Source organism: Terriglobales bacterium, from assembly GCA_035543055.1.
In the GTDB taxonomy this organism is placed as follows: Bacteria; Acidobacteriota; Terriglobia; order Terriglobales; family Acidobacteriaceae; genus JAIQFD01.
This window is the reverse complement of record DATKKJ010000099.1, coordinates 1-22,424: the sequence shown is the minus strand read 5'-3', so window position 1 is coordinate 22,424 and position 22,424 is coordinate 1. Positions and strand designations below refer to the sequence as shown.

Below are 22,424 nucleotides of genomic sequence, written 5' to 3'. Positions count from 1 at the left end.
TGCTCGTCAAGCCCCTGAAAATCGCATCTCCTTCGATCTACAATACTTAAGCCCTGTGGAAAAGGGGCATCCGACTCCGTCGAATCTGCTATTCTGGAAGTAGAGAGTAAGTTGAGCCGCTTTGCGGGCGTGACCGTGAGCACAGCGAAGGGGTGAGCCCGCAGGCGAAATCCTGAGCAATGCGAAGGAACTGAAAAGAGCCCGCGGCCATCCCCGCGGGCTTTTGTGTTTCCCTTTGTGGCCTTTCCTTTGTGGACCTTCGTGTCCTTTGTGGAGAGTCTTTTTGTCCTTCCCAACTACTAACTACCAGCTACCAGCTACCAGCTACTCTCCCGACAACATCTATGAAAACACTAAAGCGCCAGCAGCCGCGCTCCTGCCCCCGTCTGCGACATCCCAAGCTCAAGGGCGAATGGGCCGAGATCGCTTTCATGAGCAAGGCCATGAGCCTGGGATTCACCGTCTGCCGCCCCTACGGCGACAGCCACATCTTCGATTTCTTGGTCTTTACCGCCGACTGCAAGGTCTCTCGCGTCCAGGTGAAATCCTGCTGGACAAAGAGCAAGGGCTACTACCCTTTGAACACCCACAGCGCCTACCGCCGCCGCTACCGCCCGCGCGACATCGACTTCGTCGTCGGCTACGTCGTGCCCCACGACGCCTGGTATGTCATCCCGGTCCGCAAGATCACCGGAACCATGTCCGCCCTCTTCCCCCACAAGCCCCTCAGCCGCGGCCGCTACGAGCGATACCGCGACGCCTGGCATCTCCTCCGGTCACAACCAAGTCAGATCGCAGAAGTCAGATTGCAGAAGTGAGATTGGTTCTGATCCGCGTCCATCCGCGGCAAAGGAAGTTCCTGACGGCTGATGGCTGACGGCTGATGGCTAGCTCAACACGATCTCCGCCTCCAGCATGTGCTCTTCCGCCGAAGTCCTGACCTTGAACCCGAGTTTCTCGGAGATGCGGGCCATCTCCACGTTCTCCTCCATGAAGCTGGAGAAGGCGCGGTCGAGTTTTTCGTCGCGCCCGAACTGCAGCACGCGGCGCAGCAGCTCGGTGCCCAGCCCGCGGTGCTGGTAGAGGTCGCTGATCAGCACCGCCAGCTCGGCCTCGTTCAGCCCGTGCAGCTTGCTCAGCCGGGCCACGCCGATGATCTCGCGCGTGCCATCGGGCCGCCGGTGCTCGGCCACCAGCGCCATCTCCCGGTCGTAGTCAATGAAGCAGATGCGGGTCAGGCGCTCGTGGGCGATGCGCTGCGACAGCTTCAGGGCGTTGAAGTAGCGCAAGTACACGCTGCGCTCGCTCAGTCCTTTGTGGAAGTCCACCATCAGCGGCTCGTCCTCCGGGCGGATGGGGCGGATGCTGATCGGCGTGCCGTCGTGCATGGTCCAGGGTCCGGCGTACTGCGTGGGATAGGGGCGGATGGCGAGCGCGGGCAGCTCGTCCTGCCGGATCTCGGAGCCATGGAGCACGATGCGCGCGTCCAGCGCCAGCAGGCGTCCCGGCGAGGCCAGCAGGGGATTGATGTCGATCTCCTTGATCCAGCGCTGCTCCACCACCAGGTAGCTGAAGCGCACCAGCAGTTGCTCGAGGGCGGCCAGGTCCACCGGGGCGCGGCCGCGCACCCCGCCCAGCGCCTTGTAGATGCGCGTCTGCTCCATCATGCGCCGGGCCAGCGTGGTGTTGAGCGGCGGCAGGGAGAGGGCGCGGTCCTCGAAGACCTCCACCAGTTGCCCGCCCGCCCCGAACAGCAACACCGGGCCGAACTGCGGGTCGAGCGAGCTGCCCAGGATGAGCTCGTAGCCTTCCCTCTTCTCCATGGGCTGCACGGTCACGCCCAGGAAGTGTTCCGCGCCCGCCTTCTCCCCGACCGACCGCCGGATGCTCTCGAAGGCGGCCCGCACCTCGGGCTCGCCCGCCAGGTCGAGCTTCACCCCGCCCACGTCGGTCTTGTGGGTGACGGTCTCGGAGTGCAGTTTGAGGACGACGGGGAAGCCGATGAGGCGCGCCAGATCCACCGCCTCGTCCGCGCTGCCGGCCACCATGGTGCGCACCGTGGGGATGCGGTAGGCCTCGAGCACCTGCTTGGATTCGTGCTCGGTGAGCAGCGTGCGCCCGGCGGCCCGCGCCTTCGCCACCAGGGTCATGGCCCGCTCCGCGTCGTGCCCCTCGATGTCGGTGGCGGCCGGCGTCTCGTATAGCCCGCGGATATTGTAGCTGTAGCGCCACAGGTAGTTGAACATGCGGGCGGCGGTCTCGGGATAGGGATAGGCGGGGATATTGGCGCTGTTGAGGATGTGCTCCCCGGCCTCCACGTCGGCTCCGCCCATCCAGCTGGCCAGGATGGGCTTGCCCAGCTCGCCGGCGAAGCCCTTGATGATCTCTGCCGCCTGGGTGGTATCGGCCATGCCGTGCGCCACCAGGATGGGGAGCAGGGCGTCGGCGTTGGGGTCTTTGGCGACCGCGCGCAGCGCCCGGGCGTACACCTCGGCGGTGGCGCCGCCGATCGTGTCCACCGGATTGCTGTGCGACCAGTGCGGGGAGAGGAACTGGCTCAGCTCCTCGATGGTCTGGGGCTGGAGCACCGCGAGCTCGCCGCCCCCCGCCATCAGCGCATCGGAGGCGAGCACGCCCGGCCCGCCGGCGTTGGTCACGATGGCCAGTTTGTTTCCCTTGGCCCGCGGCTGCTTGGCCAGCACCTCGGCCATGTGGAAGAGGTCGGCGATGGTGTCCACGCGCAACACCCCGCTGCGGCGGAAAGCGGCGTGCAGCACCTCATCGCTTCCCGTGAGCGATCCCGTATGCGAAGCGGCCGCCTGCGCCGCCGCCTCCGTTCTCCCCGCCTTGATGATGATGATGGGCTTGGTGAGGGCGACCTCGCGGGCGGCGGAGAGGAAGCTGCGGGCGTCGCCCACCGACTCCATGTAGAGCATGATGGCGCTGGTGCGGGGATCGTCGCCCAGGTAATAGATCAGGTCGCCCCAGCCGACATCGAGCATGGAGCCGATGGAGGCGAAGGCGCTGAAGCCGACCTGCTCGCGCAGGCTCCAGTCGAGCACCGCAGCGCACAGCGCGCCGCTCTGGCTGACGAAGGCGATGCGCCCGGGATGGGCGATGGCGTGGGAGAAGGTGGCGTTCAGGCCGCGCGGCGGCGCCATCACCCCGAAGCAGTTAGGGCCGACGATGCGCATGCGGCCGCGGCGGGCCTCGTAGAGCACCTTCTGCTCCAGTTCGACCCCGGCGGGTCCGGTCTCCTTGAACCCGGCGGAGATGACGATGGCGGCGCGCACCCCGCGCTCGGCGCAATCGCGGATGACCCCGGGCACGGTCTCGGCCGGGGTGATGACCACCGCCATGTCCACGGACTCAGGGACGTCTTTGATGCCGGGATAGGAGCGGATGCCGAGCACATGCGGGCGGTTGGGATTCACCGGGAAGACCGAGCCGCCGAAGGGGCTGGTGATCAGGTTCCAGAGGACGGCGCGGCCCACCGTGCCTGCCTTCTCGGTGGCGCCGATGACGGCGACGCTGCGAGGGGCGAACAGGGCGTCGAGCGGCTGCGGCTCGGTGCGCAGGACGTCGTGGACCTTGTGGGTGACCGGGGCGCCCGAGGGCTTGGCAACCGTGTTCGTGGCCATGGGTCCTTTCTGCCCGGCGAGGCGCCGGCGCTCAGGACGAATGGCCGCCCCGCCGGTTAAGAGCGGCTACTCCACCGTGAAGGTAGCCGTCGGGACGACGGTCTGCTTGGAGATCTTGTCGTCCACTTTGACTGTCACCCGGTACTGCCCGGGCAGGAGATTGCCGGCCGGCACGCTCTTGGCCAGGGTCAGCTGATCGCCGACGTTGCCCAACTGCTGGGTCGTTTCGACCGTGCGCAGCACCGCCTTCTGATTGGCCAGGTTGGTGATCTCGACTTCGACGGTGGCAGACGGTTTGTGGGTCTGCTCGTCGATGCCGAGGTTGTACACCTGCATCCAGAAATTGACAGCCTGGTTGCGATTGAAGGTGGCCGGCTTGCCGGGCTCGGGGACGCGGGGTCGCACCTTAGTGTCGCCGATGACGAAGTTGCCCGCGCCCACGGTGCGGGTCGGCACCTTTTCCAGGACATCTGCCAGGATCAACGAGGAAGCCATCAGCCGTTCATCGCCGAATTCCGGCACCATGATGCCGCGGCTCCAACTGCCGACACGGTCGCCGTTCACGTCCTTGACCACGATATCCACCCGGTAACGCCCGGAACGCAGGGGCACTGCTTTCCAGTAGACTGACGGCCGCTCCACCTCGCGCGGCAGCAATTCTTCGGTCGTCGAGACCTTCAGCGTATCCTCGAAGGTCTGGGCGACGCGGCCGGTCAGGGTGCTGATCCGGCCGTAGATGTTGACCACCGCCGTGGCCACTCCCTCCTTGTGATTGAAGGTCAGGACCTTGTTCTTGACCTGCACGGTGATGGGGACGAGCGCCGTGTCCGAGGTGACCTTGACGAAATCGGTGACCACGTCAAAGGGCACCAGGTTGAAGCTCATCTTGTGAGTGACCACCGATTCCAGGTCCGTGAACTTGATGGGCGGAGGCAAACTGAGCTTAGCGAACTGCTGCAGGCGTTCGAACTTGTCCTTGCCGTACTCATCGCGCGCCCAAGGCTGGATCATGGTCGCGGGGTCCACCAGCTCCGCATTCATGTCCTTGTCCAGAGGATCCATCGAAATCTTATAGACGCCGCAAGAACAGGTGTCGACGAACTCGATGTTGACGTTCTCGCCCACCCCGTCGATGTGGTTATAGGTCCAGACTTCATAGGGGCGGGTGGTGGTGGTCTGGGCGAGACTATGGGATGAGTCGTCGGAGCGTCCGTAGCCCAGAGGCCGTACGTAGCCCGACTCCGAAGTGGCGTGGGTCACCACCGTGTTCGGCTTCCCGTAGACAATGTAGATGCGGCCGCGGTCCGTCCGCCAGCCTTGCGCGCCCTCGGTGTAACGCTCGTTCGCGTAGGCGATACGCCGGTAGTGTTCTTCCTTATATTCGTTCTCGACGGTATCGGGAGTGGGGTCACGGCGCAGCCAGAACTGCTCGATGAACTGGTCCCGCTCTTCGTTGTTGCTGAGGCGCAGGAAGGCGCCTTTCTCCTCGTCGGTGATGATGTAGACGACGTCCTGGCTCAGCCACTTCTTGTAGGGCCCTTCGAGCTCCTTGAGCAGGCTCTTCTGCTGCTTCTTCTGCTCGGGGGTAAGGGTACGCTTGAGGGGGTCGGTCTCCTGTGCCGCAGTGGGCTTGCCGCCGGTCTTGGAATCACCACTGCTCTTCGAGGCGCCGTTCTGAGCCATCGCAAGCACCGCCAGCGCCGCAACCAACGTGATGCCAAACCCACGACGAAACAACATGAACCGCAACTCCTTGGCAGGAAGAGAAACGTGCAGCTTCTATTTTACCGCAGCGGGAGGCACTCCGGAGGGCTGCTTCGCGGCGAAGACGCCGCTCAGGATTTCGGCAGCGGACTCCCGCTCCCCTTCGCTCCGCTCAGGTCGCTCACGGCCGCTAAGCGCCTCAAGATTGCGGCGCTTTCGTCAAACGGCGCAACTCATCCTCGGCGCGCCGGGCATTGGGGCCTTTGGGGGCCTCCTGGAGGTACTGCTTCCACTGCGCGATGGCCTCCTGGTGCTGCCCGAGGGCATCGAGCGCATAGGCGGCGATGACGTGGGCATTGGCCAGGCCGTCGTGGGGAAGCGCATGGACGCGCACCGCATGGTCCGCGGCTTCCTTGAAGCGATGCAGCTGGAGCTCGGCGTAGGCCGCATTGGTCAGTGCCCAGGCATCGCCGGGCTCGACCGCCAGCGATTGGTTCAACAGCACGGCCGTTTCCTGGTAATTGCGCTCGGAGAGCGTGATGCGGGCCAGGTTGCGCTCCGCCCCGGCGAACTTGTCATTGAGATCGACCGCTTTGCGGAAGGCCTGGCGGGCGGCTGGAACGTCCTGCAGTTGCGAGCTGGCGACCCCCAGTCCGTTGTAGGCCAGGTCGTAATCCGGATAGAGGTCGATGGCCGCCTGAAAAGACTTGCGGGCGGACTTCCAATCCTTGTCGGCGAGGGACTTGCTTCCCCGTTCAAATTCCTTGCGCGCATTATCGGGGATCTTCAGGCGGACGGCGGGAACGTAGCCCAGCGCCTCCGCGGTGGCCGGTTGCCCCCCGCGGGCGTTGCGGCGCACGCGGATGGGCTCGTTGTGGTAAGTCTCAGTCAGGGCGATGTCGATCTCGCCCTCATAAGTCTGAATGTCGGCGCCGGTGATGCGGACGCGGTGCAGGCCGGTGACGGTGTCGAATTCAGCCCGCCCGTTCGGATCGGTGTTGCGCTGATCCATGGCCGAGCTGCCGCCAAGGTAGTCTTGCAACTCCACGGTGGCGTCGCGTACCTCATTGTGTCCTTCGTCGGTCACAGTGATCCGCAGGTGAGTGGGTTTGGGCACGGCCAAGCGCTGCTGCCAGGACAGGCAGACGCCGCTGACGGTCAGAACGAAGGCGGTCAGGAGTACGTGAGTCCTTTTCATGGCGATCTCCCCACGGAACGGCTGGCGGGCCAAAGGCGGCGGGGGCCGTTTCAGTGGCTCCAGTATACCTCTGCCCCGGGGAATAAAGTGGGCCGGCCTTGCGGCCGGCCCAAAAGGTTCAGGTCAGCTTCCGGTTAGAAGTTGAACCTGATCTTGAACCGCATGCTCCGCGGGACCTGCCAGCCGTACGGGAACCCGTAGCGCGGGTCGACGACGTCGTGTCCGGCAAGGCCCCTGACGCCCAAGCCGTTCAGCTCGTTCACGTAGTTGTAGTTCCCGTTGAGCAGGAACGCGTAAAGGGTTTGAATGTCGTCTGTGGGCGGGGTCGTCTGCGAAGCCGCATAGTTGGCCGGCGTATCCCAGGGTGTTAGGCCCTTCTTGCCGATTCTTGATCTGATGAACGTCGGAGTGTGCGAGTTAAGGAGGTTGGTGAAGTTGGCTTCGAAGCCCAGCTTCAGGTTTTCGTTGTTCTTGCTGACGTGGAATTCCTGAACAACGCTGAAGTCCGTCTGGCTGAAGACCGGAGTGCGCATGTCGTGGATGATATCGCCCGGGACGAAGTCACCGTTAGCAGCCTTGGTGAAATTCACCCAGTTGCCACGACCCTCCGGGTACACGTTCGTACCGAAGACTCCGCCCAGGTAGGAGCTCAGCGGGCTGCCAGAGTACAACTGCTGGAAGCCGCCGAACACGGTCTCCATCTTCCAGTACTTCAAGCGATAGTAAGCTTGAGCCTTGAGGGCATGGGGACGATCGGTGGCCAGCCGCCCGTCGATGGGGACGCCGTGCGCGTCGAAGGCATACATGGGCTCGTCGAAGGCGCGGGACACGTCCCCACCTTGCCGTCCACCGCCGCCATCTGAGATGTCGGTAGCGGTGAGACCGCTGTAGTTGCCTTCCAGCTTGCTGTAGGTGTACGACGCCTGGCCGTACCACTTGCTGGAGGCGGCCTTGGTCAAACGGAACTCCAGGCCGTCATAGCGGCGAATGGCCTTGGGGTTAGGCGGGCAACCCGTGCACGTGGTGGCGTCGATGCCGAAGCCAGGGTTGACGATGCCATAGCCTTCGCCAGCTGAGCTGAGGATGGCAGCGTCTTCGACCGTGCGGTCCAGGCGCTTGCGCGACCAGCGAGTAGCCAGCGTCAACATGGGCTTGATCTGCCAATCCGCGCCCACCACGATCTCGTGCTGCTTGGTGGGGAAGAGCTGCTGCAACAGGGCCACGCAGCTTCCCGGAGTGCCGACGGCGTCGCAGGCTCCGCTGGGATCGTTGGAGGGCACGCGGAAGTTCTCGTTTGCGATAAAGCGGCCGCCGGTAGTGACGCCCGCCGCGCCGCCCGAAGGCGGACAGAAGGTGCCACCTGGACCGGACCGGTCGGGGATGAACCCGGTGAGGAAGTTGGCGCTGTCCATGGCATAAATGCAGTCATGCCAGTAGTCACCGCCGAAGCTGCCCCGCGGCAGGTCCCACTTCATGATGTCGAAGAAGAACCCGTAGCTGGCATAGACCTTCAGCTTGCCGTTGCGGAGGACATCCCAGGACCCACCCAGCCGGGGGGCGATCTTCTGCCCGAAGCTGAAGTCGATGCCCGGCAGGCCCGCTGCGAACGTGGGCACATGCTCTTTGTCGAAGCGAACGCCGATGTTCAGGGTCACGCCGTGACCGATGGTCCAGTTGTCCTGGCCGTAGAGGCCGTGAGTGGTGCTGGAGGCCGCACCGAAGGTCTCGTCACCCTCACGGATGCTGACCGTGCCGAAGTTGCCGCGGCAGCTATTGCGCGAGATAGGATTGGCAGCGAAGGCCGCGTTGGCGTTGTTCGCGTCAATGATCGCCTGGCAACTGGCCGTGCTGACGGCCGGCTCCCAGGGCGTGCCGTTGCCAATCCCGTGGCCGGCGCCCGGGCAACCTGCATCAATTCCGCAGATGTAGCTGACGAACACCTGCGCGAAGTTGATGGCATTAACAGCGGCGTCGTTGTTGATCTTGCTTAACAGGTACCCAGCCTTAAAGTTGTGAGTACCCCAGCCCTTGCGGAAATACGAAACGTCGGTGCCCCAACTGGTGCGCTTGGTCTCGTCCCTGATAGTGGCGACGTTGGAGGCCATGTTGCTGTAGTTGGCCGATTGCAGACATGCCGCGCACGCCGCAGACACGAGCGAGCCGTCCAGCCCACGGGTGGTGGCGTCCGCGCCGCCGACGGTGTTGTCGTTGGGATAAGTGGTGTTTTCGATCACGTAACGAAGCCCCGAAGGTCTGCCCACATCCTTGTAGTTGGTATAGACCCGGCCATAGCGGGAGCTGACCACGATGCTGGAGGTGGGGGTCCAATCGCCGCCCGCGCCCAGGATCATGTTGGGGGCCTTGTAGCCGATACCGAAGTTATAGTTATCCACGTTGTTGCCGGCGGTATTGTTGATGCTGGTCACAGGGGTGCCCGCTACAGGTGGAACAGCCTGGCCTGTGGCGTTGGTCAGGTTGAACCCAGAGCCGGGGACGGGATCCCTGTCCGGCAGTTGGTTGCCCTGCAGTTTGTCGTAGTTGTACTGCCAGGTGCCGTAGACGTGCAGCTTGGAATAGGGGTTGCCGTCCAGGCGGATCAGGCTGTAGTACGTGTCCCGGGCCTGGGAGAACGTGCGGTCTGCATTGGCCGAGGTCATGAACACGGTGCGTTCCTGGCGATACAAACGGGGCACGGTGCTCATGAAGGCCCACAGCTTGTCCTTGAGGAGGAAGCCGCCAACCTCAAAGCCCGGCTCCCAGATGCGGTAGTGGTCTTTCTTCGGCTGAAATTGCTCGTCGAAGCCGCTGTCACGGTTCACGGGATTGGGCGCGGAGTCGAACTTGTCCCCAGAGTAGTAGGTGAAGACGCTGCCGTGCCACTCGTTGCTGCCCCGCTTCTGGATGACGTTGACGATGCCGCCGATGGAGGCGGTGCCATGCTCCGCTTCGAAGCCGCTGGACTTGATCACCACTTCCTGGGTGAACTCCATGGGCACGTTGGTCTCACTGTCGCCCTCGATGACGTGGGACGTCTCCTGGCCCTCGATCATGTAGGAGTTTTCGCCGTTGGTGGCGCCATCGATCTGGTAGCCGAGAACGCCGTTGTTAGGACCGCCCTGCAGAGGTTCAGCGCGGGCTCCAGGAGCGAACTGAATGACCGACTGGAAGGAGCGGCCCTTCGGAACGTCGGCCAGGATGTCCTGGGTAACGTTGGTCTGGACCTTGCTCTGCGAGATGTCGATCTGGGGAGCCTGGCCGGTCACTTCCACAATCTCAGTCGCGGCGCCGACTTTCAGCGTCACGTCGACGTTGGTGCGGCGGCCGACGGCCAGCTGGCCGACGGCCAGCTTCTGGGTGGCGAAGCCAGTCTTGCTCACTGAGAGGGTGTACGTGCCGGGACGAAGGTCAGGGAAGCGATAGTACCCCGACGAATCGGTGGTGGTGGTTGTCTTCCCAGCCATGATGGCTGAGCCGGTCAACTCCACCGTGGCGCCGCTGACTACTGCGCCTTGGGGATCCTTCACGGTGCCCTGGATCTCCGAGTTCAATTCGACCTGGGCGAACAGCGAAGGGGCGATGAGCAGTGTGATGACCAGCGCGATTACCAGGCGCTTGGACATCTGACAGAACTCACGTTCCATTGTGCCTCCTAAAGATGTGTGTACAACGAGGGGAAAACCGGCACTTCTAACTGCACTTGGGCAACCACAAAGGGGGAGCAACTAAGATTATTGTTTTCAATTATTTAGGAAAGCAGGCGAGGACTGTTCTTACGCTTTTCCGGAAGCTCTCTGGGGCCGTCTACGGAATTCCATATAGGGGAGCACCAGGTCGCTCAGAATATATTAATTACTGAGTTAATGCAATACGCCAGATTGTTAATGACAATTATATTGCCCAATGGGTTATTTGAGGTCCCGGCTCATGGCAGAGAATGGCAGAGGCCGCGACGCCCGGCCGAGTGCCGCAGGGGCGCCGCCGAAGTTCGCAACACGTTGATGAACATCGCCACGTGATGGCTGTCACAGCCCGGAGCGCCGGCTCACGATATAGGTGGTTCTTCACATCCAGAGGTGTAGAAGCGATGATCTCCACGACGTCTGAATATGCCCTGCGCGCGCTGGCGCACCTGGCGCGCATGCCCGAAGAGAGTGCGGTGCTGGGACGCGACCTGGCGCGGGCCACCGAGATCCCGGCCAACTACCTTTCCAAGATCCTGCTGATCTTGCGCAATGCCGGCTTCCTGATGACGGCGCGGGGCTCGGGCGGCGGCTACCGGCTGAGCAAGAGCCCCGACGAGATCTACTTGATGGAAGTGGTGGAGCTGTTCGAGGGCGCGAAGAACAGGCCAGTGTGCTTCCTCAGCCGCACCAAGCCGTGCGGCGATACCGAGGCGTGCACGGCGCACAAGTCGTGGCGCGAGCTAAGCATGGCGTATCGCGGCTTCCTGCTCTCCACCAACATCAGCATGATCTCCGGCGTCAACGGACGGCGGAAGAAGAATGGGGAAGTGGATGTGAGCCGGGAGGCTCCCACCACGGCGCTGGCCGCGCTGGCGGCGCTGGCGCACTGAGCAATCATATCTAAGAGCTATAGCACAAGAGCCGGGCCCGGTCCCGGCCCTTTCATTGCGCGAAAGCCAGCGCGAGCAGGGTCTTCTGCTCCATCTCGTGGGCCTTGGCGGAGCCGGTGGCCGGGCTGGCCGCCGGGGAACGCTTGACCGAGCGTACCGCGAGCGGACGGGCCAGGCGCCGCAGGCGCGGCATCACGTAGGCATGCGCCCCCTGGTTGGCCGGCTCTTCCTGCACCCAAATGACCTCGCGGGCGCGCGGGTGTGCCTGCAGCGCGGCCGACAGCTCCGACTCCGGGAAGGGATAGAGCTGCTCCAGGAAGATGATGGCGGTGCGCGGGTCCTGGCGGCGGCGGCGCTCGGCGCGCAGCTCGTGCCCGATCTTGCCGGTGCACACCAGCAGGCGCCCCGCGTCCCGCGCTTCCGGATCGGGGATGACGTTGAGGAAGCGGTCGCGCTCCAGCTCGCGCAGGCCGCTGGCGGCAGCAGGATGGCGCAGCATGCTCTTGGGGGTGAAGACCACCAGCGGCTTGCGCCAGGCGCGCATCACCTGGCGGCGCAGCAGGTGGAAATACTGGGCGGCGGTGGAGGGCTGGGTGACCTGCATGTTGTCGCGCGCGCTGAGCTGCAGGTAGCGCTCGATGCGGGCGCTGGAGTGCTCCGGGCCCTGGCCTTCGTAGCCGTGGGGCAGCAGCAGCACCACCGACGACCGCTGGGCCCACTTCTGCTCCCCGGCCGAGATGAACTCGTCGACGATGGTCTGCGCTCCGTTGGCGAAGTCGCCGAACTGCGCCTCCCACAGCACCAGGGCCTCGGGATAATCGCGGGCGTAGCCGTATTCGAAGCCCAGCACCGCGGCCTCGGAGAGGATGGAGTTGTAGACTTCGAAGCGGGCCTGGCCGTCGGCGACCTGGGAAAGGGGCACGAACTCATGCTCGTCCTCGGTGTCGAAGAGGACGGAGTGACGCTGGTTGAAGGTGCCGCGGCGTGAATCCTGGCCGCTGAGGCGGACGGGGGCGCCGTCGCGCAGCAGGGAGGCGAAGGCCAGCGCCTCGGCCATCCCGTAATCGAGCGGGCGCTTGCCCTCGCCCATCTCCCGCCGCTGCTCCAGAAGCTTCTTGATCTTGGGATGGACGTGGAAGTCCGGCGGGCAGGTGGTCAGCCGCTCCGCCAACTGCAGGAGTTCACCGGCGGGAATGCCGGTCTTCACTTCGTATTCGGGTTTGTATAGCCCTCCGTTATAGCGCGACCAGTACTCGGGCAGGACGAAGGTGGGAATCCGCTTCTTGGCGGCCAGCGCCGTCTTCTGGCCTTCCTCCAACTCGGCGCGGATCGCGTTCTCTTTTTCCGCCACGTCCAGGGCGAGGTCGGCGGCGTAATTCGCGTAGGTGGGCGGGAAATCCTTGATCTTGCGATAGAGGATGGGCTGGGTGATGGAGGGGTCGTCGACCTCGCTGTGCCCGTGGCGGCGGTATCCGACCAGGTCCACGAGCACGTCGCTGGCAAAATGATAGCGGTACTCGACCGCCATGCGCCCCACGCGCACCACGGCCTCGGGGTCCTCGGCGTTCACGTGGAAGATGGGGATGGGCAGGCGCTTGGCCAGGTCGGAGGAGAAGGGCGAGGAGTGCGCCTCGCGCGGGTTGGTGGTGAAGCCGATGCGGTTGTTGACGATGATGTGCACGGTGCCGCCGACGTGGAAGCCGGGCACGCCGGTGAAGTTCAGGGTCTCGGCCCAGATGCCCTGGCCGGCGAAGGCGGCGTCGCCGTGCATGACCACGGGCAGGAGCTTGCGCTCGCCGTCTTCGCCCAGGCGGCGCTGCTTGGCCCGGGCCCGTCCCATGGCCACGGGGTCCACGGCCTCCAGGTGGCTGGGATTGGAGACCAGGTGCATGCGCAGGCTCTGGCCGCTGCGGGTGGTGTGCCGGCCGGTGGCGCCGAGGTGATACTTCACGTCGCCGGAGCCCAGCACGCTACGCGGGTCCACGTCCTCAAACTTGGAGAAGATGGCTTCCGGAGCGGTGCCGACGGTGTGCATCATCACGTTCAGGCGGCCGCGATGCGACATGGCGAGCACGGCGAACTCCGCGCCCAGCGCGGCGGCGCCCTCGAGCACTTGGTCGAGCAGCGGGATGAGCGAGCACTCGCCTTCCAGCGAATAGCGCTTGGTGCCGATGTAGCGGGTCTGCAGTACCTGCTCGAAGAGCTCGGCCCGGATGAGCTGGTCGAGGATGCGCTCCTGGTCAGGCTGGGGCGCCTCGGCTTCCATGCGCTCCTGCACCCAGCGGCGCCGCTCGGGGTCAGGGATGTGCATGAACTCGGCGCCGATGGTGCCGCAGTAGAGGCCCCGCGCCTCCTGGGCCTCGGCCCCGGACGGCAGCTCGGGGTGCGGCGGCCGGCGCGGGGAACGCTCCAGCGGATCGAGGTCGGCTTCCAGGTAGCCCCAGCGACGGAAAGCGTCGAATACCCGCTCCCGGTCGGTCTGGGGCAGAGGCTTGCTGACGGTGGACATCGGTTTCAGTGCTCCCCCAGGGGCGCCGGCGAAGGCGCGATAAAACCTCTATAGTAAACGAACCCGGGTGAGGTGGTGAGCGGCGGTCACGCGGCAAAAGGTCACCGAACGTTCACAGAGCGTTCATCGTTTGTTAACAGCCGCTCCGTAGGATTGCGCCGTTCCGCAATCACTCTCTGTCCATTCCAGGAGGCAAAATGAAGAAAGCCCTGGCCACCGTGCTGTTCTGCGTGGTCGTCCTCGGTGTCGGCGCCGCGCAAACCGGCGCCGCCACACCCAAGAAGGCCAAGAAGAAGTCGGCGCCCACGGCAGCGGTCGCCGGCAGCTCCGACTTGAGCGAGATCAAGAGCATGCTGCAGAGCCAGCAGCGGCAGATCCAGTCCCTGCAGCAGCAGGTGCAGAGCCGCGATCAGCAGATCCAGCAACTGCAGCAGCGCCTGGACCAGAACCAGGCGGCCGCCCAGCAGGCGCAATCGCAGGCCCAGAGCGCGGTGGAATCCACCTCCAAGATCCAGAACGATCTCACCGACCTGAAGATGAATGCGACCAGCGCCGCGGTCAGCCTGCAGGAGACGCAGAAGCAGGTGAAGGAGGCCAGCGAGCACCCGACCACCATCCACTTCAAGGGCATCAGCATCACGCCCGGTGGCTTCATCGCGGCGGAAACAGTGAACCGCACCCGCACCACCAGCGGCGATATCAACACGCCGTTCACCGGCATCCCCTACAGCGGCAACTCGCTCAGCAAGCTGAGCGAGTTCAACTTCACGGCCCGCCAGTCGCGCCTCAGCTTGCTGGCTGAGGGCAAGGTCGGGTCCACCAAGTACTCCGGCTACTACGAAATGGACTTCCTGGGGACTGGCGTCACCTCCAATAACCGCCAGAGCAACTCTTACGTATTCCGCCAGCGCCAATTGTTCGCGCGGGTGGACTTCGACGGCGGCTGGGCGTTCACCGGCGGCCAGCAGTGGAGTCTGGCGACCGAGAACGTGAAGGGCATCGTCAACCGCAACGAGCGCTTCCCGCTGCAGATCGACCCGCAGTACGTGGTGGGCTTCACCTGGCAGCGCGCCTACGCTGCGCGGTTGGTAAAGACCTGGGATAAGGTGGCCGTCGGCTTCTCGATCGAAGGTCCGCAGACCACCATCGGCGGCCGCGGATTCAGCACCTTCACCAATACCCCGGTCACCGGCGCCGCGACCATCGACCAGAATTTCTGGTTCAATGCCCCGGGCGCGGGCGGCGGTCTGTACAACTTCTCGGACACCACCGGCTACACCGTCAACAAGCTGCCCGACTTCTTGGCCAAGGCGGCCTTCGATCCGGGCGGGAACTGGGGCCACTACGAACTGTTCGGCATCCTTTCCGACTTCCGCAGCCGGGTGTATCCCTGCGCGGTGGTCGGCACCGACGCCGCCAACGTACCGCCTCCGGGTGTTGCGACGGTGCTGAACTGCCCCCAGGACCCGGTGAATCCGACCCCCAAGCCCAGCTCGCTGGGAGCGTACAACGATTCCCGCGTGGCGGGCGGCCTGGGCGGGAGCGCCTTCTGGACGATGTTCGGTAAGAAGGTTGATTTCGGCCTCAAGACCGTGGCTGGCGACGGCATCGGACGATTCGGCACGGCCCAACTGGCTGACGTCACCGCGCGGCCCGACGGCACCCTGGCCCCCATCCGCACCCTCCACTACCTGGTTTCGCTCGCCTTGCACCCCAACAAGAAGTGGGACTTTTACGGCTACTGGGGGCAGGAATATGCCGCCCGGGCGTATTACGCGGGCTATCAGAGCGTGACCGTGACCAACACGCCTGCCGTTCCGGGTTGCGGCGACGTAGGGGAGCCGGCCTGCATCGGCGTTCCCCCGGGGACGATCCAGGGTGGGGTTCCTGCGACAACGAAAACGGTCATCAAGACCACCGGTCAGGGCGGATACGGAAACCCCACCTTCAACAACAGCGGCTGCTCCACGGAGAATCCTCCGGCCGGCACCGGCGCCCCCTCGGGCGGCGGCTCCTGCGCGGGCGATATCCGCGTCATCGGCGAAGGCACCCTTGGCTTCTGGCACAAGGTCTACCAGGGCGACAAGGGCCGCTTCCAGTGGGGCATCCAATACTCCTATATCTATAAGATCGGCTGGAGCGGCACCAACAGCGGGGCCACCGATCCCATCGCTCCCAAGGCCATCAACAACATGATCTTCACCTCGTTCCGCTACTATCTCCCGTAACCATTCGACGCTCCGGCGCGCAGTTGCTGTGCGCCGGAGCGTTTTCTTTTGCGCAGGCGCTCCTCCTTCATGGGTTTTCCGCGGTCGCTATCCGGCAGACAGTTGGAATATAATCTGCCGCACCCTCTTCCCTTGGCCCGCGCAGACCAATCCGGGTCCGGCCTCGCCACGCGGGCGGTAGCCTGCCTGCGTGTCCTGGTGGTGGTGGTTGCGGCCCTGTCGCTGATGGTGAGCCTGGCGGGCCGGACCTTCGCCTATAGCGGCGACCAGCATGGATGGACGCATACCAGCCATGATCCCAAGCGCCAGCAACTGGAGCGCGACTCTCACGACTGGAGCCCTCCGGTAGCACGATTCGTCCTGCCGCTATGGCGAATGGTCGCAATCCACTTTCCTCCCCCCAGCGAGCCCGCGATCGCAGCTGACGTTCAGAGCCCTTTGTATAATCGGCCCCCTCCCCCTGCCTGCTGAATTCTTGATAGCGCATTCATGAGGTTTTGGAAGTAAGTCCCCGGGTGTAGTGGATTCATTCACGGCCGCCGGTTCTCTCCGAGAGAGGGGCGGAGTTTTATACGCTGGGGCGCGGCTGCGTTCCAGGAGGTTGAGTAACGCAATGAGATTGTCCCGCAAGTATGTGATCGTTTCCGCCGTGGTCGTCCTGGGCGGCATCATCGCGGTCTGGAGCCTTTCCGGCCGCAAAGCCGAGGCCGATGGGGAAGACGCCGCGCGGCCGGCGGCCGTGGCCCGGGTCGAGCGCCATCCTCTCGACAGCAGCATCACGCTTTCCGGCGAGTTCCGGCCCTTCCAGGAGGTCGATGTCCATGCCAAGGTGGCCGGCTACATCCGCACCATCTACGTGGACGTCGGCGACAGGGTCAAGGAAGGCCAGACCCTGGCGGTGCTGGAGGTGCCGGAATTGCAGGCGCAGGTGCAAGGAGCGGAAGCTTCCATCCGGCGCGACCGCGACGCCATCCGCCGGGCGGAAAGCGACGTGCGCCGCAGCGAATCGGCCTATGCGGCCCACCACGCCGCCTACACCCGGCTCAAACAGGCCTCGGAGCAGCGTCCCGGCCTGATCGCGGAACAGGAACTGGACGACTCGATGGCCAAGGACAAGGAATCCGAGGCCAACGTAGGGAGTGCGCAGGCCGCGCTGGCGGAAGCCCGCAACCAGCTGAACATCGCCGAGGCCAACCGCCAGCAGCTCGCCGCCATGGAGGCCTACACCCGCATCACCGCCCCATTCTCCGGGATCATCACCAAGCGCTATGCGGACACCGGGTCGCTGATCCAGGCGGGCACCGCCTCCAGCACGCAGGCCATGCCGGTGGTGCGCCTGGCGGAGGCCGACAAGTTCCGCCTCACCCTGCCGGTGCCGGAGTCGGCCGTTCCTCTGGTGCATCTCGGCAGCACGGTCCAGGTCCGGGTCCCGGCGCTCCGGCATACCTTCGAGGGCCGGGTGGCCCGCTTCGCCGATGCTCTCGACCAGCAGACCCGCACCATGCATACCGAGGTCGATGTGGTGAACAAGGACAGCCTGGTGCTTGGCATGTATGCGGAAGTGGACCTGGTGCTGGAGCACAAGGCCACCGCGCTCACCGTCCCGGTTCAGGCGGTGAGCCGCAACGGCGGAGAAAGCAGCGTGCTCGTGGTCGGGTCCGATAACCGCCTCGAAGAGCGCAAGGTACGGCTGGGCATGGAGGGTGCGCACCGGCTGGAGATCACCTCCGGCCTGCAAGAGGGAGAGCGGGTGGTGATCGGCAGCCGAAGCCAATTCCGGACCGGCGAGCGCGTCACCCCCAAGCTGGTCCGCACCGGCGGGGAGGGCGGACTCTGATGTCACGGTTCGCCATCAAGAACCCGTACTTCATCATCGTCTGTTGCCTGGTCATCGGGGTGGTCGGGGTCACCATCCTGGCCCGCATGCCGGTGGACCTGTTTCCCCCGATCAATGTTCCGGTGGTGGTGGTGGCCACCTTCTATTCCGGGATGCCGCCGGAGCAGATCGAGACCGACATCACCGGGCGCTTCGAACGGTTCTTCACCCTGGGCAGCAACATCGACCACATCGAGTCGCATTCCATGCCCGGGGTCAGCCTGATCAAGATCTACTTCCAGCCCGGCACCGACTCCGATGCCGACCTGAGCGAGATCTCAAACCTGGCGATGGCCGACCTGCGCAAGCTGCCTCCGGGAACGCTGCCGCCGGTGGTGCTGAAGTTCGACGCCTCCAGCCTTCCGGTGTGCCTGATCACGCTCAAGGGGCAGGGACTGAACGAGACCGAGTTGCGCGACCTGGGCCAATACACCGTGCGCAACCAGGTGGCGAACGTGCAAGGCGCTTCCGTGCCGCAGCCCTTCGGCGGCAAGTACCGCCAGATCATGGTGTACGTGGACCCGCTCAAGCTGGAGGCCCACCAGCTCAGCGTCATGGACGTGGTGCGCACGGTGAATGACAGCAACCTGATCCTGCCGGCGGGCGACGTGCGCATCGGTTCCGTCGATTACAACCTGTACACCAACAGCCAGCTCCCCACCACCGACGAGATCGACCAGCTCCCCTTGAAGACGGTGGACGGCGCTTCGGTGCTGGTGCGCGACATCGGCAAGGCCATGGACGCGCACGGCATCCAGACCAACGTGGTGCGGGTGGACGGGCAGCGCTCGGTGTACCTGCCCATCCTCAAACAGGGCGGGGACACCAATACCATCGCCGTCGTGAACGGGGTCAAGAAGGCGGTGGCGGGCCTGACCGACGTGCCCCGGCAACTGATCGCCAAAGTGGTGTTCGACCAGTCGGAGTTCGTCAAGAAAGCGATCGAGAACCTGCTACACGAAGGCGGCATCGGGCTGGTCCTCACCGGGCTGATGATCCTGCTGTTCCTGGGCAGCATGCGGGCCACCGGCGCCGTGTTCCTCTCCATCCCGCTCTCCGCCCTGGCCGCGCTGATGGCGATCAGCGCCTTCGGGGGGACGGTGAACACCATGGTCCTGGGCGGCCTGGCGCTGGCCTTCTCGCGGCTCATCGACAACTCGGTGGTGGTGCTGGAGAACATCTTCCGCCACATGGAGAAGGGCGAGCCGCCCGAGATCGCCGCCGAGAAGGGAGGCCGCGAGGTCTCCCTGGCCGTGCTCGCCGCCACCCTGACCACCATCGTGGTCTTCTTCCCCGTGATCTTCCTTTACGGCGTCAGCCGCTTCCTGTTCACCGCCCTCGCCCTGGCCGTGGTGCTCTCCATGCTGGCGTCGTACATGGTGGCCATGACGGTGGTGCCGCTGTTCTGTGCCCGCCTGCTCAAGTCAGAGCATCTGGTGCACGAGCATGTGGTCGCCTCCTCGCGTCTGGGGCGCGTGGTCAGCGCCTTCAATCGCTACTTCGAGAAGCTGGTGCGGCATTATGACCATAGCCTGGGCCGCTCTTTGCTGCGTCCTGCGGCGACCACGCTGGGCCTGGTCGGGGTTTCGCTGCTGGTATTCTCGCTGTCCCCGCTGCTCGGCGTCGCCTATTTCCCCCGCACCGATCCGGGGCAGTTCGTCATGAATCTGAAAGCTCCGTCCGGCACCCGCCTGGAAGTGACGGAGGGCTACATCCGGCAGGTGGAGGAGGAGATCCGCCGCATCGTTCCGCCCAACGAGCTGGGCATGATCGTGTCCAACGTCGGCATCACTCCGGGATTCGCCGCCATCTACACACCCAACTCGGCCCAGCACACGGCTTTCGTCCAGGTCAGCCTGAAAGAAGGGCACAAGGTCGGCAGCTACGAGTACATGAACCGGATGCGTATCGCGATGAATCGGGACCTGCCGCAACTCACCACCTACTTCCAGTCCGGGGGACTGGTGGACGCGGTCCTGAATCTCGGCTTGCCCGCCCCCATCGACATCCAGGTCAGCGGGTCGAACCTGGAGAGTGACTTTAAGATCGCGGCCGACCTCGCCGGGCGCATCCGCAAGCTCAAGGGGGTGAGCGACATCTTGGTCCCGCAGGACGTGGATTATCCCGCGCTGCGCATCAACATCGATCGGGAGCGGGCCAGCCTGGTAGGCCTCAGCCAGAAAGAGGTGGTCAATAACGTCATCACCGCGCTCACTTCGAACCAGATGATCGCGCCCAGCTACTGGGTGGACCCCAAGACCGGGAACGACTACATGCTGACGGTGCAATACCCCGAGGACACGGTCCACACCCTGCGCGATCTGAAGCAGATCCCCATGCGGGCGGTCAACGGCGCGCACCCGACCCAGTTGGACGCCGTCGCCAGCATCCAGCCCATCGAGTCGCCCACCGAGGTGGACCATTACCAGCTGCGGCGGGTCATCGACCTGTACGTCTCTCCGAAGAAGGAGGACCTGGGTTCTCTTACCGGGCCCATCGAGAAGATCATTGCCGACACCAAGCTGCCCGAAGGCGTGCGCGTGGACCTGCGCGGGTCGGTGCAGGGCATGCGGCAATCCTTCCGCAGCTTCGGGCTGGGACTCCTGCTCTCGATCGCGCTGGTCTACCTGATCCTGGTGGCGCAATTCGAGTCCTTTCTCGACCCCTTCATCATCCTGTTCGCCATCCCACCCGGGCTGGCCGGAGTGCTGCTGACGCTGCTGCTCACCGGCACCACGCTCAATATCATGTCGCTGATGGGCATCGTGATGATGGTCGGCATCGTGGTGTCGAACAGCATCCTGATCGTGGACTTCACCCGCACCCTGTGGCGTGAGGGGCACACACTAAAAGAGTCGTTAAGGGTCGCCAGCCGGATCCGCCTGCGCCCGGTGCTGATGACCTCGCTGGCCACGATCATCGGCCTGCTACCGATGGCGATGAAGCTGGGGACGGGCGCCGAGGCCTATGCGCCGCTGGCCCGGGCCATCATCGGCGGCCTGCTGGTCTCGGTGGTGGTGACCGTGTATCTGGTTCCCTCGGCTTATCTCTGGGTACACCAGAAAGACGAGATGTCCCCAGAGGTGCCGGCATGAGGCGGCTCCGATGGGTCTGGTTCCTGGTGGCGCTGATGGCGAGCACTGCCTGGGGGCAGGGTGCTCCGCCGGCCGCCCCGCAGACGGTTCCGCCACCGGCCCCACCTGCGCCCCAGACGGCAGCCACGGTCCCGCCCGGTTATCAGGCGCTCTCGCTGGCCGACGCGCAAGCGATCGCCATCAAGAACAACCCGCAGATCTCGGTGGCGCGCTTGCTGGCGCTGGCCCAGCACCAGGTCACGCGGGAAGTCCGCTCCGCCTTCTGGCCGGTCGCGACCGGATATCTCACCGCGGTGGAAGCCCACGACAACAGCCGCATCACCGCCGGGGTCCTGAATAATCCCACGGTCTTCGAGCGCGCCGGCGGAGGCACGGTGATCTCGCAGCTCATCACCGACTTCGGGCGCAGCTCGAGCCTGGCGTCCAGCGCCTCGTTCCGCGAGCGCGCCGAAGCCGAGAATGCCCTGGCCACCAAGGAGCAGATCCTGCTGGCGGTGCACCAGGCATTCTACGGAGCGCTCCAGGCGCAGGCGGTGCTGAAGGTCGCGGAGCAGACCGTCCATGCCCGCCAGACGGTCGCCGACCAGGTCGAAGCCCTGTTCAAGAGCAAACTGAAATCGGAACTGGACGCCAGCTTCGCCCGGGTCAACCTGGCCCAGGCCCAGTTGTTGCTGCTCGATGCCCGGAACAACGCCGATGCGGCGCTGGCCAATCTCTCCGCCGTGCTTGGCTTTCCCGGCAGGCAGAAGTTCTACCTAGTGGAGAGCACTGAGCCGCTGACGGCGCCGCCGGGGAACGTGGACCAGCTCATCAGCGAAGCCCTGGCCCAGCGCCCCGAGATCCGGTCGCTGGACTTCGAGTTCCAGTCCGCACAGAAATTCCGCCTCGCGGAACGCGACCTGATGCTGCCCAGCATCCGCGCCCTGGGGGCGGTGGGCGGCACGCCGGCGCGCGACGACCGCATCCTCAGCAACTGGTATGGAGCGGTGGGCGTCAATCTGGAGCTACCCATCTTCAACGGTTTTCTGTACTCCGCCCGGGCGCGGGAGGCCGACCTGCGCGCCCAGGCCACCCGCGACCGGCTGCGCGATCTGCAGAATCGTGTCTCCCGCGACGTCACCACCAGCTGGCTGAACGCCAACAGCGCCTACGACCGCATGAACGTCACCCGCCAGTTGCTCGCCCAGGCGAACCTGGCGCTGGAGCTGGCACAGACCCGCTACAACCTCGGCCTCGGCTCCATCGTCGAACTCAGCCAGGCGCAGCTGCAGCAGACCCAGGCGGTCATCGCCGACACCCAGGCCGGCTACGATTACCGCCTGGCAATGGCCACGCTGAAGTTTCAGACTACGGGGTTGTAGCACCGGCCGAGCGCCGATTCTCGTCGAATCAGGGCGACTGCCCCTCGAACGCGGCAGCGCTTCCGGATTTGCAATCGCGCCGCTGGGGGTGGACAATCTCCGGACACTGCATCACGGAGTCAGCGATATGGCGACGCTAGTTCAGACCGCGAAGCTGATCGGACACTACATCGGCGGCCGGGCCGAGACCGAGGCTGCCCATTACGGCGACATCTACAATCCGGCGCTGGGCGAAGTCA

The 22,424-nt window shown here is 64.7% G+C and carries 11 protein-coding genes; 6 read left to right on the top strand and 5 right to left on the bottom strand.

Translation table 11 applies throughout. From position 1 onward, the window contains the following. Positions 1-344: 344 nt before the first annotated feature. On the top strand, positions 345-818 hold the full coding sequence (locus VMS96_07635; GenBank protein HVP43288.1) for a group I intron-associated PD-(D/E)XK endonuclease: 474 nt from the start codon (positions 345-347) through the stop codon (positions 816-818). Positions 819-887: 69 nt separating this feature from the next. Here the strand turns inward: VMS96_07635 and VMS96_07630 are convergent, their stop codons facing one another. The 4 genes from VMS96_07630 to VMS96_07615 all read right to left on the bottom strand — a co-directional run bounded on the left by VMS96_07630 (position 888) and on the right by VMS96_07615 (position 10,184). Continuing rightward, positions 888-3,641, bottom strand: coding sequence for a bifunctional acetate--CoA ligase family protein/GNAT family N-acetyltransferase (locus tag VMS96_07630; protein ID HVP43287.1), 2,754 nt, complete (start codon positions 3,639-3,641; stop codon positions 888-890). A 66-nt stretch (positions 3,642-3,707) separates the two neighbouring features. Then, the gene (locus VMS96_07625) at positions 3,708-5,381 is read right to left on the bottom strand and encodes a GWxTD domain-containing protein (protein ID HVP43286.1); all 1,674 of its coding nucleotides are present in this window, start codon (positions 5,379-5,381) and stop codon (positions 3,708-3,710) included. Positions 5,382-5,544: 163 nt separating this feature from the next. Next, a complete protein-coding gene (locus VMS96_07620) occupies positions 5,545-6,543 on the bottom strand; it encodes a tetratricopeptide repeat protein (GenBank protein HVP43285.1) in 999 nt (332 codons plus the stop codon). Between the two features lie 134 nt (positions 6,544-6,677). Continuing rightward, the gene (locus VMS96_07615; protein ID HVP43284.1) at positions 6,678-10,184 is read right to left on the bottom strand and encodes a carboxypeptidase regulatory-like domain-containing protein; all 3,507 of its coding nucleotides are present in this window, start codon (positions 10,182-10,184) and stop codon (positions 6,678-6,680) included. A 443-nt stretch (positions 10,185-10,627) separates the two neighbouring features. On the opposite strand from VMS96_07615, the gene VMS96_07610 reads away from it, so the two are divergent. After that, positions 10,628-11,116 (top strand): Rrf2 family transcriptional regulator, encoded by a 489-nt coding sequence (locus VMS96_07610; protein ID HVP43283.1) that lies wholly within the window; start codon positions 10,628-10,630, stop codon positions 11,114-11,116. A gap of 52 nt (positions 11,117-11,168) precedes the next feature. On the opposite strand, the gene VMS96_07605 is transcribed toward VMS96_07610, so the two are convergent. Beyond that, positions 11,169-13,625 (bottom strand): 2-oxoglutarate dehydrogenase E1 component, encoded by a 2,457-nt coding sequence (locus VMS96_07605; protein HVP43282.1) that lies wholly within the window; start codon positions 13,623-13,625, stop codon positions 11,169-11,171. A gap of 197 nt (positions 13,626-13,822) precedes the next feature. On the opposite strand from VMS96_07605, the gene VMS96_07600 reads away from it, so the two are divergent. The 4 genes from VMS96_07600 to VMS96_07585 all read left to right on the top strand — a co-directional run bounded on the left by VMS96_07600 (position 13,823) and on the right by VMS96_07585 (position 22,185). Then, positions 13,823-15,853: a hypothetical protein gene (locus VMS96_07600; GenBank protein ID HVP43281.1), complete on the top strand. Its 2,031-nt coding sequence runs from the start codon at positions 13,823-13,825 to the stop codon at positions 15,851-15,853. 613 nt (positions 15,854-16,466) lie between these two features. Next, positions 16,467-17,690, top strand: coding sequence for an efflux RND transporter periplasmic adaptor subunit (locus VMS96_07595; protein ID HVP43280.1), 1,224 nt, complete (start codon positions 16,467-16,469; stop codon positions 17,688-17,690). Continuing rightward, positions 17,690-20,824 (top strand): efflux RND transporter permease subunit, encoded by a 3,135-nt coding sequence (locus VMS96_07590; GenBank protein HVP43279.1) that lies wholly within the window; start codon positions 17,690-17,692, stop codon positions 20,822-20,824. The genes VMS96_07595 and VMS96_07590 overlap by 1 nt, the downstream gene beginning before the upstream one ends. Then, positions 20,821-22,185: a TolC family protein gene (locus VMS96_07585; protein HVP43278.1), complete on the top strand. Its 1,365-nt coding sequence runs from the start codon at positions 20,821-20,823 to the stop codon at positions 22,183-22,185. Before VMS96_07590 ends, VMS96_07585 begins: the two co-directional genes overlap by 4 nt. Positions 22,186-22,424: the final 239 nt, after the last annotated feature.